The organism is Deefgea piscis (genome assembly GCF_019665785.1).
In the GTDB taxonomy this organism is placed as follows: domain Bacteria; phylum Pseudomonadota; class Gammaproteobacteria; order Burkholderiales; family Chitinibacteraceae; genus Deefgea.
On sequence record NZ_CP081149.1, the window covers coordinates 2,801,999 to 2,818,565 of the forward strand.

The following is a 16,567-nucleotide window of genomic DNA, read 5'->3' on the forward strand; positions in this document are numbered from 1 at the left end:
GTAATGTTCAAATTCGGTATTGATGCTGTGCCGTGCTCGTCGAGCTGGGGCTTAAAAACCCGTTTAAGCGCACCGAGTGAGGAGAGAGACAAACAGCTATATCGTTTGGCTCACGACGATCGAGGGCATCGGGGACCGATGCGCGCTCGGGGCGCCTTTCTTTCCCCCTCTTTCTTTGGCGAGTCAAAGAAAGAGGGTCCCCGTCGCGGACTGCGACTGTAAACCACCGTGCCGCAGGCACTTAAAATCATCAACACCTAATCTAAATATCAGCCAGCTGATCTTGGGTATTTCAATCTAAGTTATTAAATATAATACATAGACAACAATACCCTTAAATATCTTGCCCTTCAACAATTCCGTCGTGGTGCTTATCGGCTGGCAGCAATAGATTTAAAGCAATCGCCAATACACTCACCAAGCCCACACCAGCCAAGTTGAAATTACCCACTTGCACCATCAAACCACCGATACCACAAGTGAGCACCACCGACACAATCACTAAATTACGTGGCGCCATTAAATCGAGCTTACTGTCGATCAAGGTTTTCAAACCAATAGAAGCAATCGTACCGAATAACAGCACCATAATACCGCCCATTACTGGCAATGGAATCGATACCAAAATCGCATTAAATTTGCCAAAGAAAGCCAAAATCACCGCTAAAATCGCTGCGTACGTCATGATCACCGGATTAAAATTACGCGTAATCATCAGCGCGCCAGTCACTTCAGAATACGTCGTAATGGGTGGGCCACCGACCATACCAGCAAAACATACACCCAAGCCATCACCGGCTAAAGTACGGTGCAAACCCGGTTTCTCGGTGTAATCGGTACCGGTTACTTTACCTACCGCCATCACTGCACCGATATGTTCAATCGTTGGCGCAATCGCCACTGGCAACATAAACAAAGCAGCAGCCCAATTGATTTCAGGCTTCACAAAATGCGGCATCGCAAACCAAGGCGCAGCGGCAATGCTCGATAAATCAACCACGCCTAAAAAGATTGCCGCAACATAACCCACGACGACACCCGATAAAATCGGCACCAAACGCAGCATGCCGCCAGCAAATACCGATACCGCAATCGTCGTCGCCAAAGACAAGGTAGCTAGAAATAGCGATACACCGTAAGGCACGATCTGCTTACCGCCGCCTTGACCCATCGCCATGCCAGAAGCCGCGACAGCCACCGACAAACCAATCACCATAATCACCGGACCAATCACCACGGGTGGCAGTAATTTATGGATAAAGCCCATGCCGCGCCATTTAATTAAACCGGCGATGATGAAATACATAAACCCAGCAAAGAATAAGCCGAACTGCGTAGCGGCCTGACCCCAAGTTTGCATGGCAAAAATAATTGGGCCGATAAATGCAAATGACGAACCTAAAAAAATCGGCACTTGCCGACGGGTAATCAACTGAAACATCAAAGTACCGACACCGGCACCGAGTAGCGCCATCGCCGGATTCAGCCCGGTCAAAAGTGGCACCAGCACCAGCGCGCCAAAGGCAACAAATAAAATTTGTGCCCCAGATATAAATTGTTTTACTTCGGAAAACATGATTTCTCCCCAAGCGGTCACGCCAACATGATTCATGTTCGCGTGCCGTCATTGATTTTATTGATATGTCTGAATTAAATACTGCAGTCGGGCCTGCAGATGGCTGTTTCGGCGCTAGCAAGGCAAAAAGCATTAAACCTGTTTTTGCCAAGCCAAGTACGACTTACTTAGAAATTGTACCGAAAATCTTGTCGCCAGCGTCGCCCAAGCCCGGAATGATATAGCCTTGCTCATTTAGATGCGAATCGAGTGAGGCGGTCACAATCTGCACATCAGGGTGTTTTTCATTCACTAGCTTCACGCCCTCAGGTGCGGCAACCATCACGATGGCGACAATTTCTTTGCAGCCATTACGTTTAAGCATATCGATCGTAGCCACCAAAGAGCCGCCTGTTGCCAGCATTGGATCAATAATCAAAGCTAAACGATCTTCTAAATCGCCAACGAATTTTTCAAAATACGGTACTGGCTGCAAAGTTTCTTCGTCGCGCGCCAAACCCACTACGCTGATTTTGGCCGAAGGCACTAAATCGAGCACGCCATTGAGCATGCCCAAACCAGCGCGCAAAATAGGCACGACGGTGAGCTTTTTGCCTTTAATTTTTTTAACGGCCACTTCACCGCACCAGCCATTAATCGTCACGTCTTCGAGTGGCAAATCACGTGTGGCTTCATAAGCCAGCAAGCGCGCCAACTCTTCAGTCAGCAAGCGAAATTTATTGGTCGAAACATCAGCTTCGCGCATTAAAGCCAATTTATGTTGAACCAAAGGGTGATTAACGACAGTAATCTGCATGATGCGCTTCTCGATATAGGAATGCCGCCATTGTAGGCTTTTCAGCGAAAAGTGCCATCGTAGTAATTGTGCTTACATGCATAAAACCAAGCGATCTTGATCCAGCTCATTGAGCACTTCACTCGCGTGATTTGGCGCACTTTCACCGTTTAATACATTCTTTGAACTGAGAGTACTACGGGCATGTCACTTTTTGAGCGATCCAATAATGCGCGGTGCTGCATTAAGACCTTACCAAATCGCGCGCCCATCTCGGACCAGAAATATTGGCTTTTTACTGTCAGCAATTGCGCGGGTACTTGCGCTTGAACTTCCTTGGGTAAATGCCCAATTAAATCGGCCGGGCTATTGAAGTATTGGCTTCTACGCTTTGATAGGGCTTGCTCAGCGGCCGATACCGTTAATTGAGGCACCCATGCCGCCAAGACTTCGGGCGAAGCAAAATTGACATTGAGTGCCGTTGCCACCGGCAAGGTCACAATACTGGGCTCAAGCTGACGTATAACCTCGGGCGTATATCCCGCTACATTCGCCAGTTCATGGCCATCAATCAGCGGCAGCCAGATTTTCTTTTCGCCCTGCTGCACCGCATGCAGCACGAAATATTCGCGCAAGTTGTCCGCCAAATTACTCGGCAAACCTAAATTGGCCAATAAACGCGGATAAGCCGCCCAAGCCGCAGCAACGGGTTGGCCGTTTTGATCGATTAAATTACCTAAATTAAAGCGGCCATTGAGCTCAATTAAACGACCACTCATGGCGCCATTTTCTATTTTTATTTCCGGAATCGGCACCGCCCACGGTTTACGTAAATGATCGGGCTGGCCAGCTCGAGCATCGTCGCGCAAGGTGAGACGCACCAATTGCAGCACCGACCACGTCGCCGCACGCGCTTCGGCCGTGTCTTTACGAATCTCTAATTGCTGTAGCGCCCGTTGCTGGCGCACCATCAATAAGCCCGCGATGGATGCAACTAAAGCGGCGACCATCAAGGCTGCGATAATGGCAACGCCAGTTTGCCGAAATAGTCGACGATTTAGATTGATATTGCGCTTCATGGCAGTAAAAAAATCCGTTCAAAATCGCCTACGCGCTGCGTAAAGGCGAGCCGAATGCGGATCGCCCGCGGCCGGCTACTGGCCTCAGTCCATTGCAGACGCCACTGATTTTTAGCGTCGAGAAAATCAATCTCGCAACGCGTTAATTGCGTCAGCAGCTGATGCGTCACCGCCTCATCACCAGCTTGCAAATCTGCGCGTGGATATAGTTTCAGATTCAGCGCTTGATCTTGGCACTCATAAATGCCATGTAATGGCGCTCGATCGCCATCAAAGCGAATAAATTCCAAACCCACCGGCGCCTCGCTACGGCTTACGCTACGCAGCGGCGGATTGAGTCGCCCCGCCGCATCGCGCCAAGGGCGCGGCGCGATTTGGCTTAAATCGCTTTCCATTCGTTCAAAAGCCAAGGTGAGCTCGCGCCAATACTGCGTTTCACTGACCACCGCGCTGCGCGTATCAATCACCATACTAACGCCGCGATACGTGATCAAACTCATGATCGCAAACACTGCCAGTGCCACCAAGACCTCCAGCAAAGTAAATCCACGTGCCATCGGCTTAATCCACCCGCGCAGCATAAAACACCTGTTGCGCCAAAGCATGCTCAGGGTCGCTTGGCACCGAGACTAAAAGCTCAACCCGGCGAAAACTATAATTGGGTGTTGGGCTGACATTCATTCGATAAATAAACGCCTCCCCGCCTTGCTGCACTTGCCCTTGTGTGGAGCCGGTTTCTGGAAACACCCGCATCGCCAAATGTTGATTAACCAAATTACTCGCCACCCAGCTGGCCAATGTGCGGGTGCGATAGGTGATTAAGGTGTCGGTCGAGCCCATCACCAATTTAGCCGCCGCCGCCAAAGTAATGCCCAACACCGCCAGCGCGATCAAGACTTCCACCAAGGTAAACCCCCAAGATCGACGTGACATTAATTAGCCTCTACCGTTTTAACTTTAAACCGCCCCATCACATCGCCTGTAATTTGCCATAGGCTATCTCGCCCCTGTAGCTCAAGCTCAAAAGATTCAATCACCCCATCGGCGGGGAAAATAACTTTGTCGCCCAAAGGGCGATTTTGCTGATTGATTTTTTGCCAACGCACCTGCACACCGTCTGCCCACGGCAAGGCACGTAAGCCTTCACGATCTTTTAATACTTCCCACTCTTGGCGCTGATTTTTAAACCAAAACTGATACGCCGCACCATCGCTAGTCCAAGCCAAAGCATGGCCGCTGGCCAAAGCCTCATCGCGCGCAGCTTCAAATTGCAGCACCAAGCGCTCAGCCGCAGCTTGCGCGCCATCCCCCCGATTAAAATGAAACACCGTCACACTGGTGACAATCAAAATAATCGCCGTTACCACGAGGATTTCGAGCAGCGTGAAACCCGACTGTCGATCCGATGAAATGTTTTTTTGAACGATCAATGAGAATTAATTTCCTAAAGGTATCGTTGCGTTCGCAGTAGCAGCGATTTTGCGTAGCGAGAATCGCAAAGACCAGCCATTGCGAGAAGAAAAACCGGAATTTACATCAAGTAAATGAGGATTTTTCCCCGCAGCAATAACGCAGGATTTGCGGTTCGCAGTAGCAAAAATCATTATTGCCATGAGCCGATCAAATTCTCGGGCTTATCCGCTCCCGCTTGGCCTTCTGGGCCATAGCTCAAAACGTCAATTTCGCCGTGAACACCGGGATTTAAATACACATAATCTTGGCCCCATGGATCTTTCGGCGTTTTCTCGAGGTAACCACCGGATTTCCAATTCATGGGAACTGGGTCTGTAGTTGGTTTTTGTACCAAGGCTTTGAGGCCTTGCTCAGTCGTCGGCAGGCGACCGTTGTCTAATTTATATAATTTAAGCGCCGCCATAATCGACGATACATCTTGCTTGGCTGCGACTATGCGCGCTTCATTCGGTCTATCCATAATTTTGGGCACAATCAACGCACCCAAAATCGCCAAAATCGAAACCACCACTAAAATCTCAATCAAAGTAAAACCACGGCTCTTTTTCACATCCTCTCCTTATGGGTATACGTCCCAAAATCAATCAAAACAAAGACTAAATTCATATACTTCACATGATGTAGCAATATGCAAATTTGGTATTGATGTGCTGCCACCCTCGTCGAATATCACAAGGCACTATTTCACCAACTGATTCATCTCAAACACCGGCAACAAGATCGCCATTACAATCACCATCACCACGGCGCCCATCACTAACACCATCACTGGGCCGAGCAAACTGGTGAAGGCGGTAACTTTGCGGTCGAGCTCTTTGGTTTGCTCAATCGCCGCCCGATCGAGCATCAATGCCAAACGTCCCGTCGCTTCGCCGCTGGCAACCAAATGCAGCAATAAAGGCGGAAACACCGCTGCCGCTTTCATCGCTCGCGCCAAGCTGACGCCCTCTCGCACTTGGGCGGCGACCTCGACCACCGCGCTTTGCAGTTTGAGGTTACTCATTACGCCTTCGGCGGCATCGAGTGACTTTAATAAAGGAACGCCGCTACCGGACAAAATCGCCAAAGTACTGGCAAAGCGGGCGGTATTGGCAAGGCGATCTAAATACCCCAAGAGCGGCCATGTTAAACGCCAAACGTGAAAGCGTAATTTCAATTCAGGCTTTTTAAGCGCATAAAACGCCGCCACACTGGCCAAAATCAAGGCGAGCAACACCCAGCCGCCGATACTTTGAATCGCAGCGCTCGTCCACAATAGTGCCCGAGTCAATAGCGGCAGTGTTTGTTTGGCCGACTCAAACACTTGCACCATTTGCGGCACCACCCAGGTGAGCATGCCCAAAATCACCAAGGCCGATACCAGCATCACCACCGCTGGATAAATAAACGCAATCGCAATTTTGCTATTTAAATCGCCCCGCGCCTCTAGGTAATCGGCCAAGCGCTGCATCACGCCAGCGAGCTTGCCCGATTCTTCACCGGCTTTAACTAGCGTGCGATACAGCATTGGGAAAACGCGCGGAAATTGCGTCATGCCTTGTGACAATGGCATTCCGGCCATCACGTCTTGCCGCAACCCTGCGAGCACTTGCTGCGTTTTGCGATGCTCGGTTTGCTCGGCCAATACAATCAACAGCTCGTCAATGGTTAAGCCAGCATCAAGCAGCGCCGAAAACTGCCGCGTCAGCGTGGACAATTGCTGGCTCGATAGACTTAAACGGGCAGATTGTTGCTCGACATTTTGCGCTGGCTGCAATTGCGTGGCCAACAAGCCTTGCTCGCGCAATAGGCTGCGGGCATGACGCGGCGAATCGGCATCAATTTGCCCACGACGTTCTTTGCCACCCGCAATCGGCAGCGCTTGATAAATAAATGCAGTCACGAGCGTCACATACAGGGGCGAGTATCGCCCTAGCCAAAAATTGCTAATTAAAAGAGAATTGCCATATTACAGTCATTTAGTTGTGATTCAATGTCTGCACTCAATAAATTTTTCTATGAAATAATGACCGAGGATGTTAAATTTTCTGTTCACAGCAATCGTTAAAATCCTAATCATCGCCAATTAATGCTTAGAAAAACCAGATTGAAGCCAGTAGTTTACCTTGCAAAAATGACAACACATCGATTTGACATTTTTGGCAGCAAATCACTTTACCCACTGCTTTGAGATTATTCTTAGCGGGCAAAGTGATGATTAAATTGCGCGAATAAAAAACAACTGCGTATCAAATCACCATAAATCGGGATTAAACGACTCAAAACAATATGAAATTCAATACCTTTACCGTCTTATCCGCTTGATGTCTTTTTCCTTAAAACGACTCCCCTTGCTAATCCAATACCTGCTCGCTGCGGTATGCATTTGGTTGTTTGCTGGCTTAATCTGGCAATGGATTGCCCTCCGCACCAGTAGCCCTGCACTGCGTTTGGCTTATGCTGCGCCCAAAATACAGTCTTTTAACCCTGATGCCGTGGTGAAACTATTTGCCGCTGCCTCAAATAGTGTTGCCAACGAAGCATCGCAGTTGTCATTGCGCGCCTTGGTCTCTGGCCCACAAGGCATTGCGATTATTGATGGATTGGAAGCCAGCGCAGTGGCGGTTAAAGTTGGAGATCAAGTCGGTGCATACGGCCAATTGATTGCCGCACAGCATGATCACATCGTGCTCGATCTGCACGGCGTACAGAAAAAAGTCTACTTACCCGCCGCAGCCAGTACGCCCTTAGCCAACGCGGTTGCGCCACAGGTAAACCATACCGCAGCACCTGCTGCACCAAGCCGAGTCGAAGCCGCGGTAAGCTTAACGCGCGGCCAGCTTACTGGGGTTTTGCAAGGCGGCAACTTGGCTAATTGGAGTAAAGGCTTAGGCACTAGCGCAGCTGGCGGCATTGTTGTTGAACAAGCTAACCAACAACAATTAGCGCAAGTACTGCAATTACGCGATGGCGATATTCTTAAAGCCATTAATGGCCGCCCACTTAATAAGCTCGACGATCTCTCTTTGCTCTACGGGGCATTTAGCCAACAAACTCAGCTATCTTTGCAAATTCAACGGCAAGATCAATCTCAAACTATTAGCTATACCGTGAATCCATGAAAAAATTAATTATTGGCGCACTTTTATGTAGCCAATTGGCATTGGCTGCCGACGCTGACGAAAAAGTCATGCTCAATTTCATTAATTCCGATATTGAAACCACGGTAAAAGCCATTAGCTTGATTACCGGCAAAAACTTTATTATTGATCCGCGCGTTAAAGGCACCATTAATATTGTTTCTACCCAACCGGTATCCAAAGATTTGGTCTACCCGATTTTGCAATCGGCGCTGCGGCAAGCCGGATTTAGCACGGTGCAAGCCAATGGCGCGATCAAAATTCAGCTCGAAGCCGACAGTAAAGCGCTGAGCAATAAAACACTGGTTCGTGGTGAAAATGCCAATGGCGAACAAATTATCACCCAGATTTTTGCCCTCAATAATGAAGGCGCCAATCAAATGGCGACCATGCTGCGGCCACTGGCTTCACCGAGCAGCCTGATTAGTGCGTATCAATCGGGCACCAGCAATACTTTGGTCATCACCGACTACGCCGACAATATTCGTCGCCTATCGCGCATTATCGACAATATCGATCAGCCCAAAAATACCGACGTTTTTACCATCAAACTCACTAACGCCTCGGCGCTGGATGTGGCGCAAAACATCGCTCGCCTCATGCCCGAAGTGAGCGTGCAAGTCGGCGGTGCGCCGATTCCGAGTAATGATGGCGTGCGGCGCTCGATTGTGGTGCCCGACCCGCGTGGCAATCGCTTAATGGTACGTGCACTCAATGCCGCACAAACCAGCCAATTGCGACAACTGATTACCAATCTGGATGAAGCGGCCACCAGCGATAGCACCATTAATGTGGTGTATTTAAAAAATGCCGAGGCCAGTAAATTAGCCGCGACACTCAAAGGCATTTTGACTGGGCAAGAAGATTCATCCGGCATGAATGCAAATGCCAATCAAAACACCAATAACAGCGCCAACACCAATAGCAGCAATGGCGGAACCAATAGCGGTGGCAATAATTTTAATCCGGTCAATACCAATACCGCGACCAATGTGCAAATTGCAGGCGCTACAGTCAGAATTCAAGCCGATAGCACCACCAATGCCTTAATCATTACAGCGCCGCAAAATATTTATAATAATCTGCGCGCGGTGATTGAAAAACTCGACGTTCGCCGCTCGCAAATTTATGTAGAAGCGATGATTGCCGAAGTCAATTTATCCAAACTATCTGAATTTGGTTTTCAATGGCTATTGGCTGGTGGCAACGATAAAATTGGCGCGGGTGGCGTAACCAATATCAACCCCGGCAGCGGCGGCTTGGGTAATATCATTGGCAATATCATTAACAAAACCCCAGCTGGGATTCCTGCCGGCCTGACTTTGGGCATTTTTAATGGTGACCCACGCAATGGCAGCGCCAGCTTAGGGCTATTGGCCTCGGCCTTACAAAGCAGCGGCAACGGCAATGTGTTATCAACACCCAATTTGCTGACACTGGACAATGAAGAAGCCAAAATCACCGTCGGGCAAAACATCCCGATTATTACCGGCTCTCAATCATCGAGCACCAATAACACCAATCCATTTGTGACGGTGGAACGCAAAGACATCGGGATTAAACTGCGCGTTCGCCCCCAAGTGTCCGAAGGCGGTGTGATTACGCTCAATGTGTATCAAGAAGTCTCAAGCATTGATAACTCGGTGAATACCGCCGGTGCCGGTTTGGCGACCAAAATGCGTACGATTGAGACTAAAGTTTTGGTCGACGACGGGCAAATTGTAGTACTTGGTGGTTTAATTGAAGACCGTATTGGCAACAAAGGCAATCAAGTTCCAGGCTTGGGCGATATACCCCTTATTGGCAACTTGTTTAAATATGATAGCCGCGAATGGCAAAAAGTCAGCCTGATGGTGTTTTTACGCCCTGTGGTGATTCGCGATAGCGCTGATAACAACCGCCTAACTGGTGATCGCTATCAATATTTACAAAAGCAACAGGGCGACTTCAAAGTCGATGGCCATGTTTTCTTGCAAGACATGCCTAAAGTGCAGTTACCCGATCGCGCGCCAGACAACAGCCCATCCGTCAACGCAGTACCCGCAGCAACACCAGCACCGGCGAAAGAGAACAATAGCGCCGTAAACATCCCAGAGCCTAAAGCGAAGGCCGAACCGCAGAACACAGTCGCAACAGCGCAGTCGCATACCGTTAAAGACGGCGATAATTTATATCAAATTTCATTGCGTTATGGGCAAAGCTTGCGGGATTTAGCGCTGTGGAATCAGCTAAATAATCACAACGACATTAAAGTCGGCCAAGTTCTGCGCCTTACCCCGCCACCTTTAGCCAATGGCAATTCCTAATGAGCGTTGTTTCATATATGTATGCGCGTGAATTTGGCCTGTTTGACGGCCCAATTCACGATGGCATCACCCCGATTTATTTGCGACAAGGCGCCAGCGCAGCGGCGCTTGGCGAAGTTCGCCGCCAATGTGGCCCGACACAATTGCATATTTTGCCGGCAGCCAGCTTTGATGCGCGCTTAACGCAGCACTTTGGCAACGGCAAAACCAGCGCCATCAATATGGTGGACGATATCGAAGAATCGGCCGATCTAGCCCGCTTGATTCAAGATATGCCCGAAGTATCAGACCTGATGGAGGCCGAAGAATCCTCGCCGGTCATTCGCCTAATTAATGCGATTTTTACCGAAGCGCTACGCGAGAATGCCTCAGACATTCATATCGAACCTTTTGAAATGCGCTCAGTCGTGCGCTATCGAGTTGATGGCACATTGCGCGATGTGGTCGAGCCCAATCGCGCGCTGCATGCCGCCTTGGTATCGCGGATTAAAGTCATGGCGGCGCTGGACATTGCTGAAAAACGCTTACCGCAAGACGGTCGCATCAACCTGCGGATTGCCGGTCGTCCAGTCGATATTCGCGTATCAACGCTGCCCACCGGTCACGGCGAGCGCGCCGTGCTGCGTTTACTGGATAAATCAGCCGGCCGCTTAGAGCTGGCGAAACTCGGCATGCGCGATGCCACGCTTAAACCATTAAATCAATTACTCGCCGCACCACATGGCATTGTGCTGGTGACCGGCCCAACCGGTTCGGGTAAAACCACCACGCTGTACGCTGCGCTGGGCAGTATGGATGCCAAAAACAGCAATATCATGACGGTGGAAGACCCGATTGAATACGACTTAGACGGCATTGGCCAAACCCAAGTCAATACCCGCATCGAGATGAGTTTTGCCCGTGCGCTGCGGGCAATTTTGCGGCAAGACCCCGACATTATTATGATTGGTGAAATTCGCGATTTAGAAACCGCACAAATCGCCGTTCAAGCCTCGCTTACCGGTCATTTAGTGCTCGCCACCTTGCACACCAACGATGCCGCCAGCGCCATTACCCGCTTGGTGGATATGGGCATTGAGCCATTTTTACTCGCCTCATCGACCATCGGTGTCTTGGCGCAGCGCTTGGTTCGCACCTTATGCACCGACTGCAAAGCACCGTATCTGGCTAGCCATGACGAATTAATTGAGCTCGGGGTCAATACCCAAGAAAAAATCACTTTGTATCGCGCCGTAGGCTGCCCGCATTGCGCCCAAACCGGCTATCGTGGCCGTAGCGGGATTCATGAATTACTCGTTGTAGATGAAGCGATGCGAACGCAAATTCATAACTCGGTCAACGAGCAAGATATTCGCAACTATGCCGAAAGTCTCGGCATGACTAGTTTGCGCAGCGACGCTTCAGCGCGAGTGCTTGAAGGCGTGAGTAGCTTTGAAGAAATGCTCCGAATCACCCGCAGCAATTAACCCCGCAACAGGTACATGATGATTGCAACATTTAGGGGCAGTTGATTTTTATCCAAAATAAAAGGGTATTGCCATCAGAGCTTTTTAAACAAAGCCCCAATGGCAATACCCTTAACATGAATCTAGTTCAGTTTTACTTCTGTTTACCGTCACCGCCTACCATTTTGTACACTACGCCCGCAATTGCGGCACCAATCAATGGGGCGACCCAGAACAACCAAACTTGACTCAATGCGGCGGTATCAGCAAATAAAGCCACCGCCAAACTACGTGCCGGATTCACCGACGTATTGCTCACAGGAATAGAGATCAAGTGAATCAAGGTCAAGCCCAAGCCAATGGCAATCGGTGCAAAACCCGCTGGCGAGCGCGCATCGGTTGCGCCCAAGATGATGAATAAAAACATAAACGTCATCACCACTTCACATAAAAATACCGCAGTGATTGCGTAATGCCCTGGCGACAATAAATCATAACCATTGCTGGCAAAACCGCCCGCAACAAAACCGGGCTTACCCGTCGCAATAAAGTACAACACCGTCGCACCCAAAATCCCGCCGATCACTTGCGCAGCAACGTAGGGGAGTAAATCTTTGGCGGGGAAACGACCGCCAACGACCAAACCAAATGACACCGCTGGGTTTAAATGGCAGCCATGAAATATGGCCAATAGCAAAAGCCATTGTTAACACCGTCAAGCCAAATGCCAAAGCCACACCGGCAAAACCAATGCCTAATTCCGGAAAAGCCGCCGCCAAAACCGCACTGCCGCAACCGCCCAAAACAAGCCAAAATGTGCCGATGAATTCAGCAGCTAAACGCTGATTTAATGTATACATGGTGATATCCTTTTTGTTTTTGCTCATATTGCTGACTAAGAAAGTAACAAATTAATTGGATTTACTATTTACTTGCTTACTATGAACCAAAAATATGAAACGGCGCACATGATAGAACATTTTTATGACCACAAAACCAAAAAAATACCGTCTCCTATGGTAAATATTCTATTTTTAAGCAGTTTATGACGTTTATTACTCATTTGCTGCGCAGACCCGAGTCGATTTCATGCCGTTTGTAAGTTACATCAACAGCCCAGCGGTAATGTTACACTCACTGTCTTTAGTAATGCTTATTCTGTCAAAATAATGGGTAATATTAGTCAGCAAGTTGCATTACCGCTTACTGATTGATTGGCAATCAACACTGACTGATGCAGGTAAACAGACTATGAATCACTATCTCAACGTACTGAATATCAACCAAGAAGAGTCTTTATTTCATCTACTGTTTCATGATGCGATCATTTTTTGTTTTCGGCTTTTTTTGTTTGCATTGATTATTTTTGCTGGTTCTTACTTGGTAAAAAAAGTCGATAAATATTTTTCTAAGGTCTACATCCTCAATACCGACGAAAACACCAAACAATTTAGCCGATCAATGACCAAGCTAGGTTTATATATTGCTTTTTTCTTACTTGGTTTACTTGCTTTTGGCTTTAGCGAGCGCTCTATAGCCACGATGATTAGTGCCATAGGCTTAGGAATTGGTATTTCTTTAAAGGAATTTTTATCTAATTTTGCCGGTGGAGTGGTGCTGTTTTTTTCTCGCCCTTTTGTCATTGGTGACTTTATTAAAGTCAATGGCGTGATGGGCAATGTGACTGAAATTGAAATATTCTCCACCCACATCAACAGCCTTGATGGACGACGAATTATCATCCCGAATAATGTCATGATTAGTGGCAATATCATCAACTACGACACCAATCCAATTCGCAGAATTAAAATTACCGTTTCTGTCGCTTATGATTCCGACATGAAAAAAGTGCTGCAAATTTTAGAAAATATTGCCGCCAGTTATCCAGGGCTAGATCAAAACCAAACGCCGTTTATTCATGTGATGAGCTATGGCGATTCCAGCATTAATATCTTATTTATGGTGTGGACCGCTAGAGACAATTACTATCAAGTTCGTGGAGAATTAATGGCATTTTTATTGGAAAAATTAACGCAAGAAGGCGTGGATATTCCATTTAATATTTTGGATGTCAGCATCACCGACAAATCCATCAGCAATCAAACCATCCCAAATTAATATTCGAGCTTGGGGCTGACCGCGCAACAAACCTTGGCGCAAACAAAATCCTTGGTTTGCCAGCGAAGTCTTGCCCGAACTACGTCAACGCGTTGCCGCGCTTATCAAGACTTAAAACTTAATTTGGTAGCCCTCGGCCGTGGCGGGCACTTGCATGAGTAAGGGCGCTAATTGCTGGCGAACTTTTTCATCGGGATTCAAATTAATCGTGCCGTGTGCCGCGCCACGCCACGCCAATTGCCCTTGACCATTGACTGCAATCGCGCTGGCCCCAGCAGGCGAAATTTGCCATGTCGCCCCATCAGCCACCACTGCGAGCTGAGCACGCAAGGTAGTCATTGGCATTAGACTAGGTACCAACTGGCTAAAGACTGGATCGAGCAACAGCTCGGCTTGTGCGCCGACTTGTTTTGAGAGATGCGCGCTACGCAAGGTGGCGCGCCCACCTAAACCCCATTGCGCCACTTGCGGTATAGCGCGAAAAATACCTTCGAGCGGCAATGTCACGTCCACTTGCTCGAGCGCCACGCCAGCAAAACCAATGAAAACGCGAGCCTGATTTGGTGTATCCAAAGCTTCACTTTGCATTTGCCACGCCAATTGCCCAGTCAATAAAGCCTTAGGCAGAAAGGCCCAGCGCAGATTTTGTTGCAACACCACGCCTTCTAAACCTACAGCGCTAGCGCGCCCATACCAAATCGTGCCTTGCGGCTGCACCAAGCTCACATTATTGGGTAAAAACCAATTGATGGTACTCACCGGCATGCGCAGCACTAAAATCAGTAGCAAAAAGAGCCCCGCAACGCTGATCCACAGGCCACGCTGCTGTATTATTTTTGGCATTATTGACGCTCCAATACCAACACCAAGCTCACGCTAGCGGCATCGGGTGTAATTTGAATCGCCGTAATTTTGGCTTGAACGCTATGGCGTAAGGCATTGGCCAACTGTAAAGCTTCAGCAATACTTGGCAAATTACTCCGCACCTCAAGCTGTTGATTAGAAATCGAGCGCACATCGGCACTGATGCCTTTGCTGGATAACTCAGCAAATGTAGCCGAACGCAAATCCTGCGTACTGGCAGCACGCGAGGCAATCGCGATAGGCTTGCTACCACGCATAGCCATTAGTTGGTTTTCTAACTGTGGAATCTGCCTTTGCAGGCGATTAATTTGCGCGTTAAGCGGCGCGTACACCGCAAAATACAGTAGTCCACTGATGACTAAAAACGCCCAAATCAGCAGCATTTTTCTCTCGCGGGGATTGCGCGCCAGCCAATACATCCGCCAGCGCGCCCCATAGCTTTGCGCTTGGGCTAGATATTTTGTATACGCGCTCATGGCTCAACCTCAATCCGGATACGACCATCACCCATCGACTGGCTCTTCATTTTGCTACCTTGTGCCGTCAATTTGGCGATCAACGGCGCTGATTTACCCTCACTCATCACCATTTGTAATTTGCCGTCTTTCACGCTCAAACTCTCAATTCCCACTTCTAAATCAATTTGCCCAGCCAGTTGATACAGTAAATCCAATGCATCGCCCTGCCCAATGCGCCCAGTTGATTCTCCGGCTTTTTGCTGACTTTGCCATTGCAAGATAGGGTCAACAATCGGCACGCCGGGATAGACGCTGGCAAAGGTTTGTCGAATTTCTTGCCGCAAAGCACGCTCTTGTCCTACGCTGCTACGCCACTCTATGATGGTACTCAGCAACAGCAAGGCTACGCACGCGAGCAATAGGTATGCTGCGCTACGCCATTGCTGCCAATGCATTGCTAGCGATACCTTGGATTTATTCGCTTTTAAAAAAGACACACTCGCCGCATCTGGCGCAATTAAATCTGCCGTAGTCAGTGCCTGCCAAGTTTCATCCGGATAAAGCGCAAGTAAATCGGCCTCGTTATCGAGCCAAGCATACTCATCGTGATGAGCCATCATTACGCCATTAGCACTTGGCGCATAACATGCTGCCCCCGCCGGCAATAAAGCAAATTCAGGTACCCAGCGCGTCGCGGTCCATGATTGGCTGGCAAGCCACTGCCCTACTTGATCGCAGCGCGATTGTTCAAGTAAATACACCCAGGTTTTACCCGCCACAGGCGGACTGGCGCGCCAAATCAGTGAATCTAAAGCACCTAAAACCCGATCTTCCAAGGCTTGGCAAATCAATTTTTGCTGCTGTTTGGCAGCCACCGCCGGTAAGGTCAAGCAATGCACGGTGAGCCAGCTCGCGGCTAGCGCAATGTCATACGTTGCCGCTGCCGGCAACACCGCCGACTGCCCATGCGCCACTTGACGCCCATTGGCATCAAAGCCCAGCCAATCTTCAATTCCCAGCGCACCCTGAGCATGAAGCCGAACAACTACACGCGCTATTGTCATCAAAACCTCAAAACAAGGTGGATTAAAAATATCCACCGCAATAATCAATCTCAGCTCATACGGCTGACGTATTAAGCCATTCGCAATCGTCGCAATCGGAATACGAAATAAACCGCCAGCCAATGGCATTTATCACATGCCAATGAAATGCAATGCCGAAATAAAAATAGGAAATAGAGAATAAACGATTTTAATGAAGTTGATTTGACAATGCGGCGTGCGCCGCAAAATAAAACGCTGATTTGCTACTTTAGCGACAAGTATCGCGACAAAAAAATTAGCTTAGTCAT

Annotated in this window: 16 protein-coding genes and 1 pseudogene; 4 read left to right on the forward strand and 13 right to left on the reverse strand. The window is 48.8% G+C overall.

Going from position 1 to position 16,567, the window contains the following annotated elements; genetic code table 11:
• Positions 1-334: 334 nt before the first annotated feature.
• The 8 genes from K4H25_RS13075 to gspF all read right to left on the reverse strand — a co-directional run bounded on the left by K4H25_RS13075 (position 335) and on the right by gspF (position 6,785).
• Complete coding sequence (locus tag K4H25_RS13075; protein ID WP_182076699.1) at positions 335-1,576, reverse strand: uracil-xanthine permease family protein; 1,242 nt, start codon at positions 1,574-1,576, stop codon at positions 335-337.
• 163 nt (positions 1,577-1,739) lie between these two features.
• Positions 1,740-2,372: a uracil phosphoribosyltransferase gene (upp, locus tag K4H25_RS13080; RefSeq protein WP_221020903.1), complete on the reverse strand. Its 633-nt coding sequence runs from the start codon at positions 2,370-2,372 to the stop codon at positions 1,740-1,742.
• 149 nt (positions 2,373-2,521) lie between these two features.
• The gene (gspK, locus tag K4H25_RS13085) at positions 2,522-3,430 is read right to left on the reverse strand and encodes a type II secretion system minor pseudopilin GspK (protein WP_221020904.1); all 909 of its coding nucleotides are present in this window, start codon (positions 3,428-3,430) and stop codon (positions 2,522-2,524) included.
• Positions 3,427-3,987: a type II secretion system minor pseudopilin GspJ gene (gene gspJ, locus K4H25_RS13090; RefSeq protein ID WP_221020905.1), complete on the reverse strand. Its 561-nt coding sequence runs from the start codon at positions 3,985-3,987 to the stop codon at positions 3,427-3,429. Before gspJ ends, gspK begins: the two co-directional genes overlap by 4 nt.
• Positions 3,988-3,991: 4 nt before the next feature.
• Positions 3,992-4,363, reverse strand: a complete 372-nt coding sequence (gene gspI, locus K4H25_RS13095) for a type II secretion system minor pseudopilin GspI (protein ID WP_221020906.1) — start codon at positions 4,361-4,363, stop codon at positions 3,992-3,994.
• Positions 4,363-4,860: a GspH/FimT family pseudopilin gene (locus K4H25_RS13100; RefSeq protein ID WP_221022948.1), complete on the reverse strand. Its 498-nt coding sequence runs from the start codon at positions 4,858-4,860 to the stop codon at positions 4,363-4,365. The genes gspI and K4H25_RS13100 overlap by 1 nt, the downstream gene beginning before the upstream one ends.
• A 173-nt stretch (positions 4,861-5,033) precedes the next feature.
• Positions 5,034-5,453, reverse strand: a complete 420-nt coding sequence (gspG, locus tag K4H25_RS13105; protein WP_182076688.1) for a type II secretion system major pseudopilin GspG — start codon at positions 5,451-5,453, stop codon at positions 5,034-5,036.
• 129 nt (positions 5,454-5,582) lie between these two features.
• Positions 5,583-6,785: a type II secretion system inner membrane protein GspF gene (gene gspF, locus K4H25_RS13110; protein ID WP_221020907.1), complete on the reverse strand. Its 1,203-nt coding sequence runs from the start codon at positions 6,783-6,785 to the stop codon at positions 5,583-5,585.
• Between the two features lie 448 nt (positions 6,786-7,233).
• On the opposite strand from gspF, the gene K4H25_RS13115 reads away from it, so the two are divergent.
• From K4H25_RS13115 to gspE, 3 genes are read left to right on the forward strand one after another with little or no spacing between them, the layout of a single operon-like run.
• On the forward strand, positions 7,234-8,004 hold the full coding sequence (locus K4H25_RS13115; RefSeq protein ID WP_221020908.1) for a hypothetical protein: 771 nt from the start codon (positions 7,234-7,236) through the stop codon (positions 8,002-8,004).
• Positions 8,001-10,328, forward strand: coding sequence for a type II secretion system secretin GspD (gspD, locus tag K4H25_RS13120; RefSeq protein WP_221020909.1), 2,328 nt, complete (start codon positions 8,001-8,003; stop codon positions 10,326-10,328). The genes K4H25_RS13115 and gspD overlap by 4 nt, the downstream gene beginning before the upstream one ends.
• Positions 10,328-11,794, forward strand: coding sequence for a type II secretion system ATPase GspE (gene gspE / locus K4H25_RS13125; RefSeq protein WP_221020910.1), 1,467 nt, complete (start codon positions 10,328-10,330; stop codon positions 11,792-11,794). Before gspD ends, gspE begins: the two co-directional genes overlap by 1 nt.
• Before the next feature lie 133 nt (positions 11,795-11,927).
• Here gspE and aqpZ read toward each other — a convergent pair whose 3' ends face one another.
• The gene (gene aqpZ / locus K4H25_RS13130) at positions 11,928-12,464 is read right to left on the reverse strand and encodes an aquaporin Z (RefSeq protein WP_255587652.1); all 537 of its coding nucleotides are present in this window, start codon (positions 12,462-12,464) and stop codon (positions 11,928-11,930) included.
• Positions 12,465-12,510: 46 nt separating this feature from the next.
• Positions 12,511-12,660 (reverse strand): annotated as a pseudogene (locus K4H25_RS16985) (hypothetical protein); the annotation flags it as partial.
• Positions 12,661-13,024: 364 nt separating this feature from the next.
• Between K4H25_RS16985 and K4H25_RS13135 the strand changes: the two are divergent.
• Positions 13,025-13,891, forward strand: a complete 867-nt coding sequence (locus K4H25_RS13135; protein WP_221020911.1) for a mechanosensitive ion channel family protein — start codon at positions 13,025-13,027, stop codon at positions 13,889-13,891.
• Between the two features lie 111 nt (positions 13,892-14,002).
• Here the strand turns inward: K4H25_RS13135 and gspN are convergent, their stop codons facing one another.
• The 3 genes from gspN to gspL are packed head-to-tail and all read right to left on the reverse strand — an operon-like array spanning position 14,003 to position 16,406.
• A complete protein-coding gene (gene gspN, locus K4H25_RS13140; RefSeq protein ID WP_221020912.1) occupies positions 14,003-14,734 on the reverse strand; it encodes a type II secretion system protein N in 732 nt (243 codons plus the stop codon).
• A complete protein-coding gene (gene gspM, locus K4H25_RS13145; RefSeq protein ID WP_221020913.1) occupies positions 14,734-15,231 on the reverse strand; it encodes a type II secretion system protein M in 498 nt (165 codons plus the stop codon). The genes gspN and gspM overlap by 1 nt, the downstream gene beginning before the upstream one ends.
• Complete coding sequence (gspL, locus tag K4H25_RS13150; RefSeq protein ID WP_221020914.1) at positions 15,228-16,406, reverse strand: type II secretion system protein GspL; 1,179 nt, start codon at positions 16,404-16,406, stop codon at positions 15,228-15,230. Before gspL ends, gspM begins: the two co-directional genes overlap by 4 nt.
• Between the last annotated feature and the right edge of the window lie 161 nt (positions 16,407-16,567).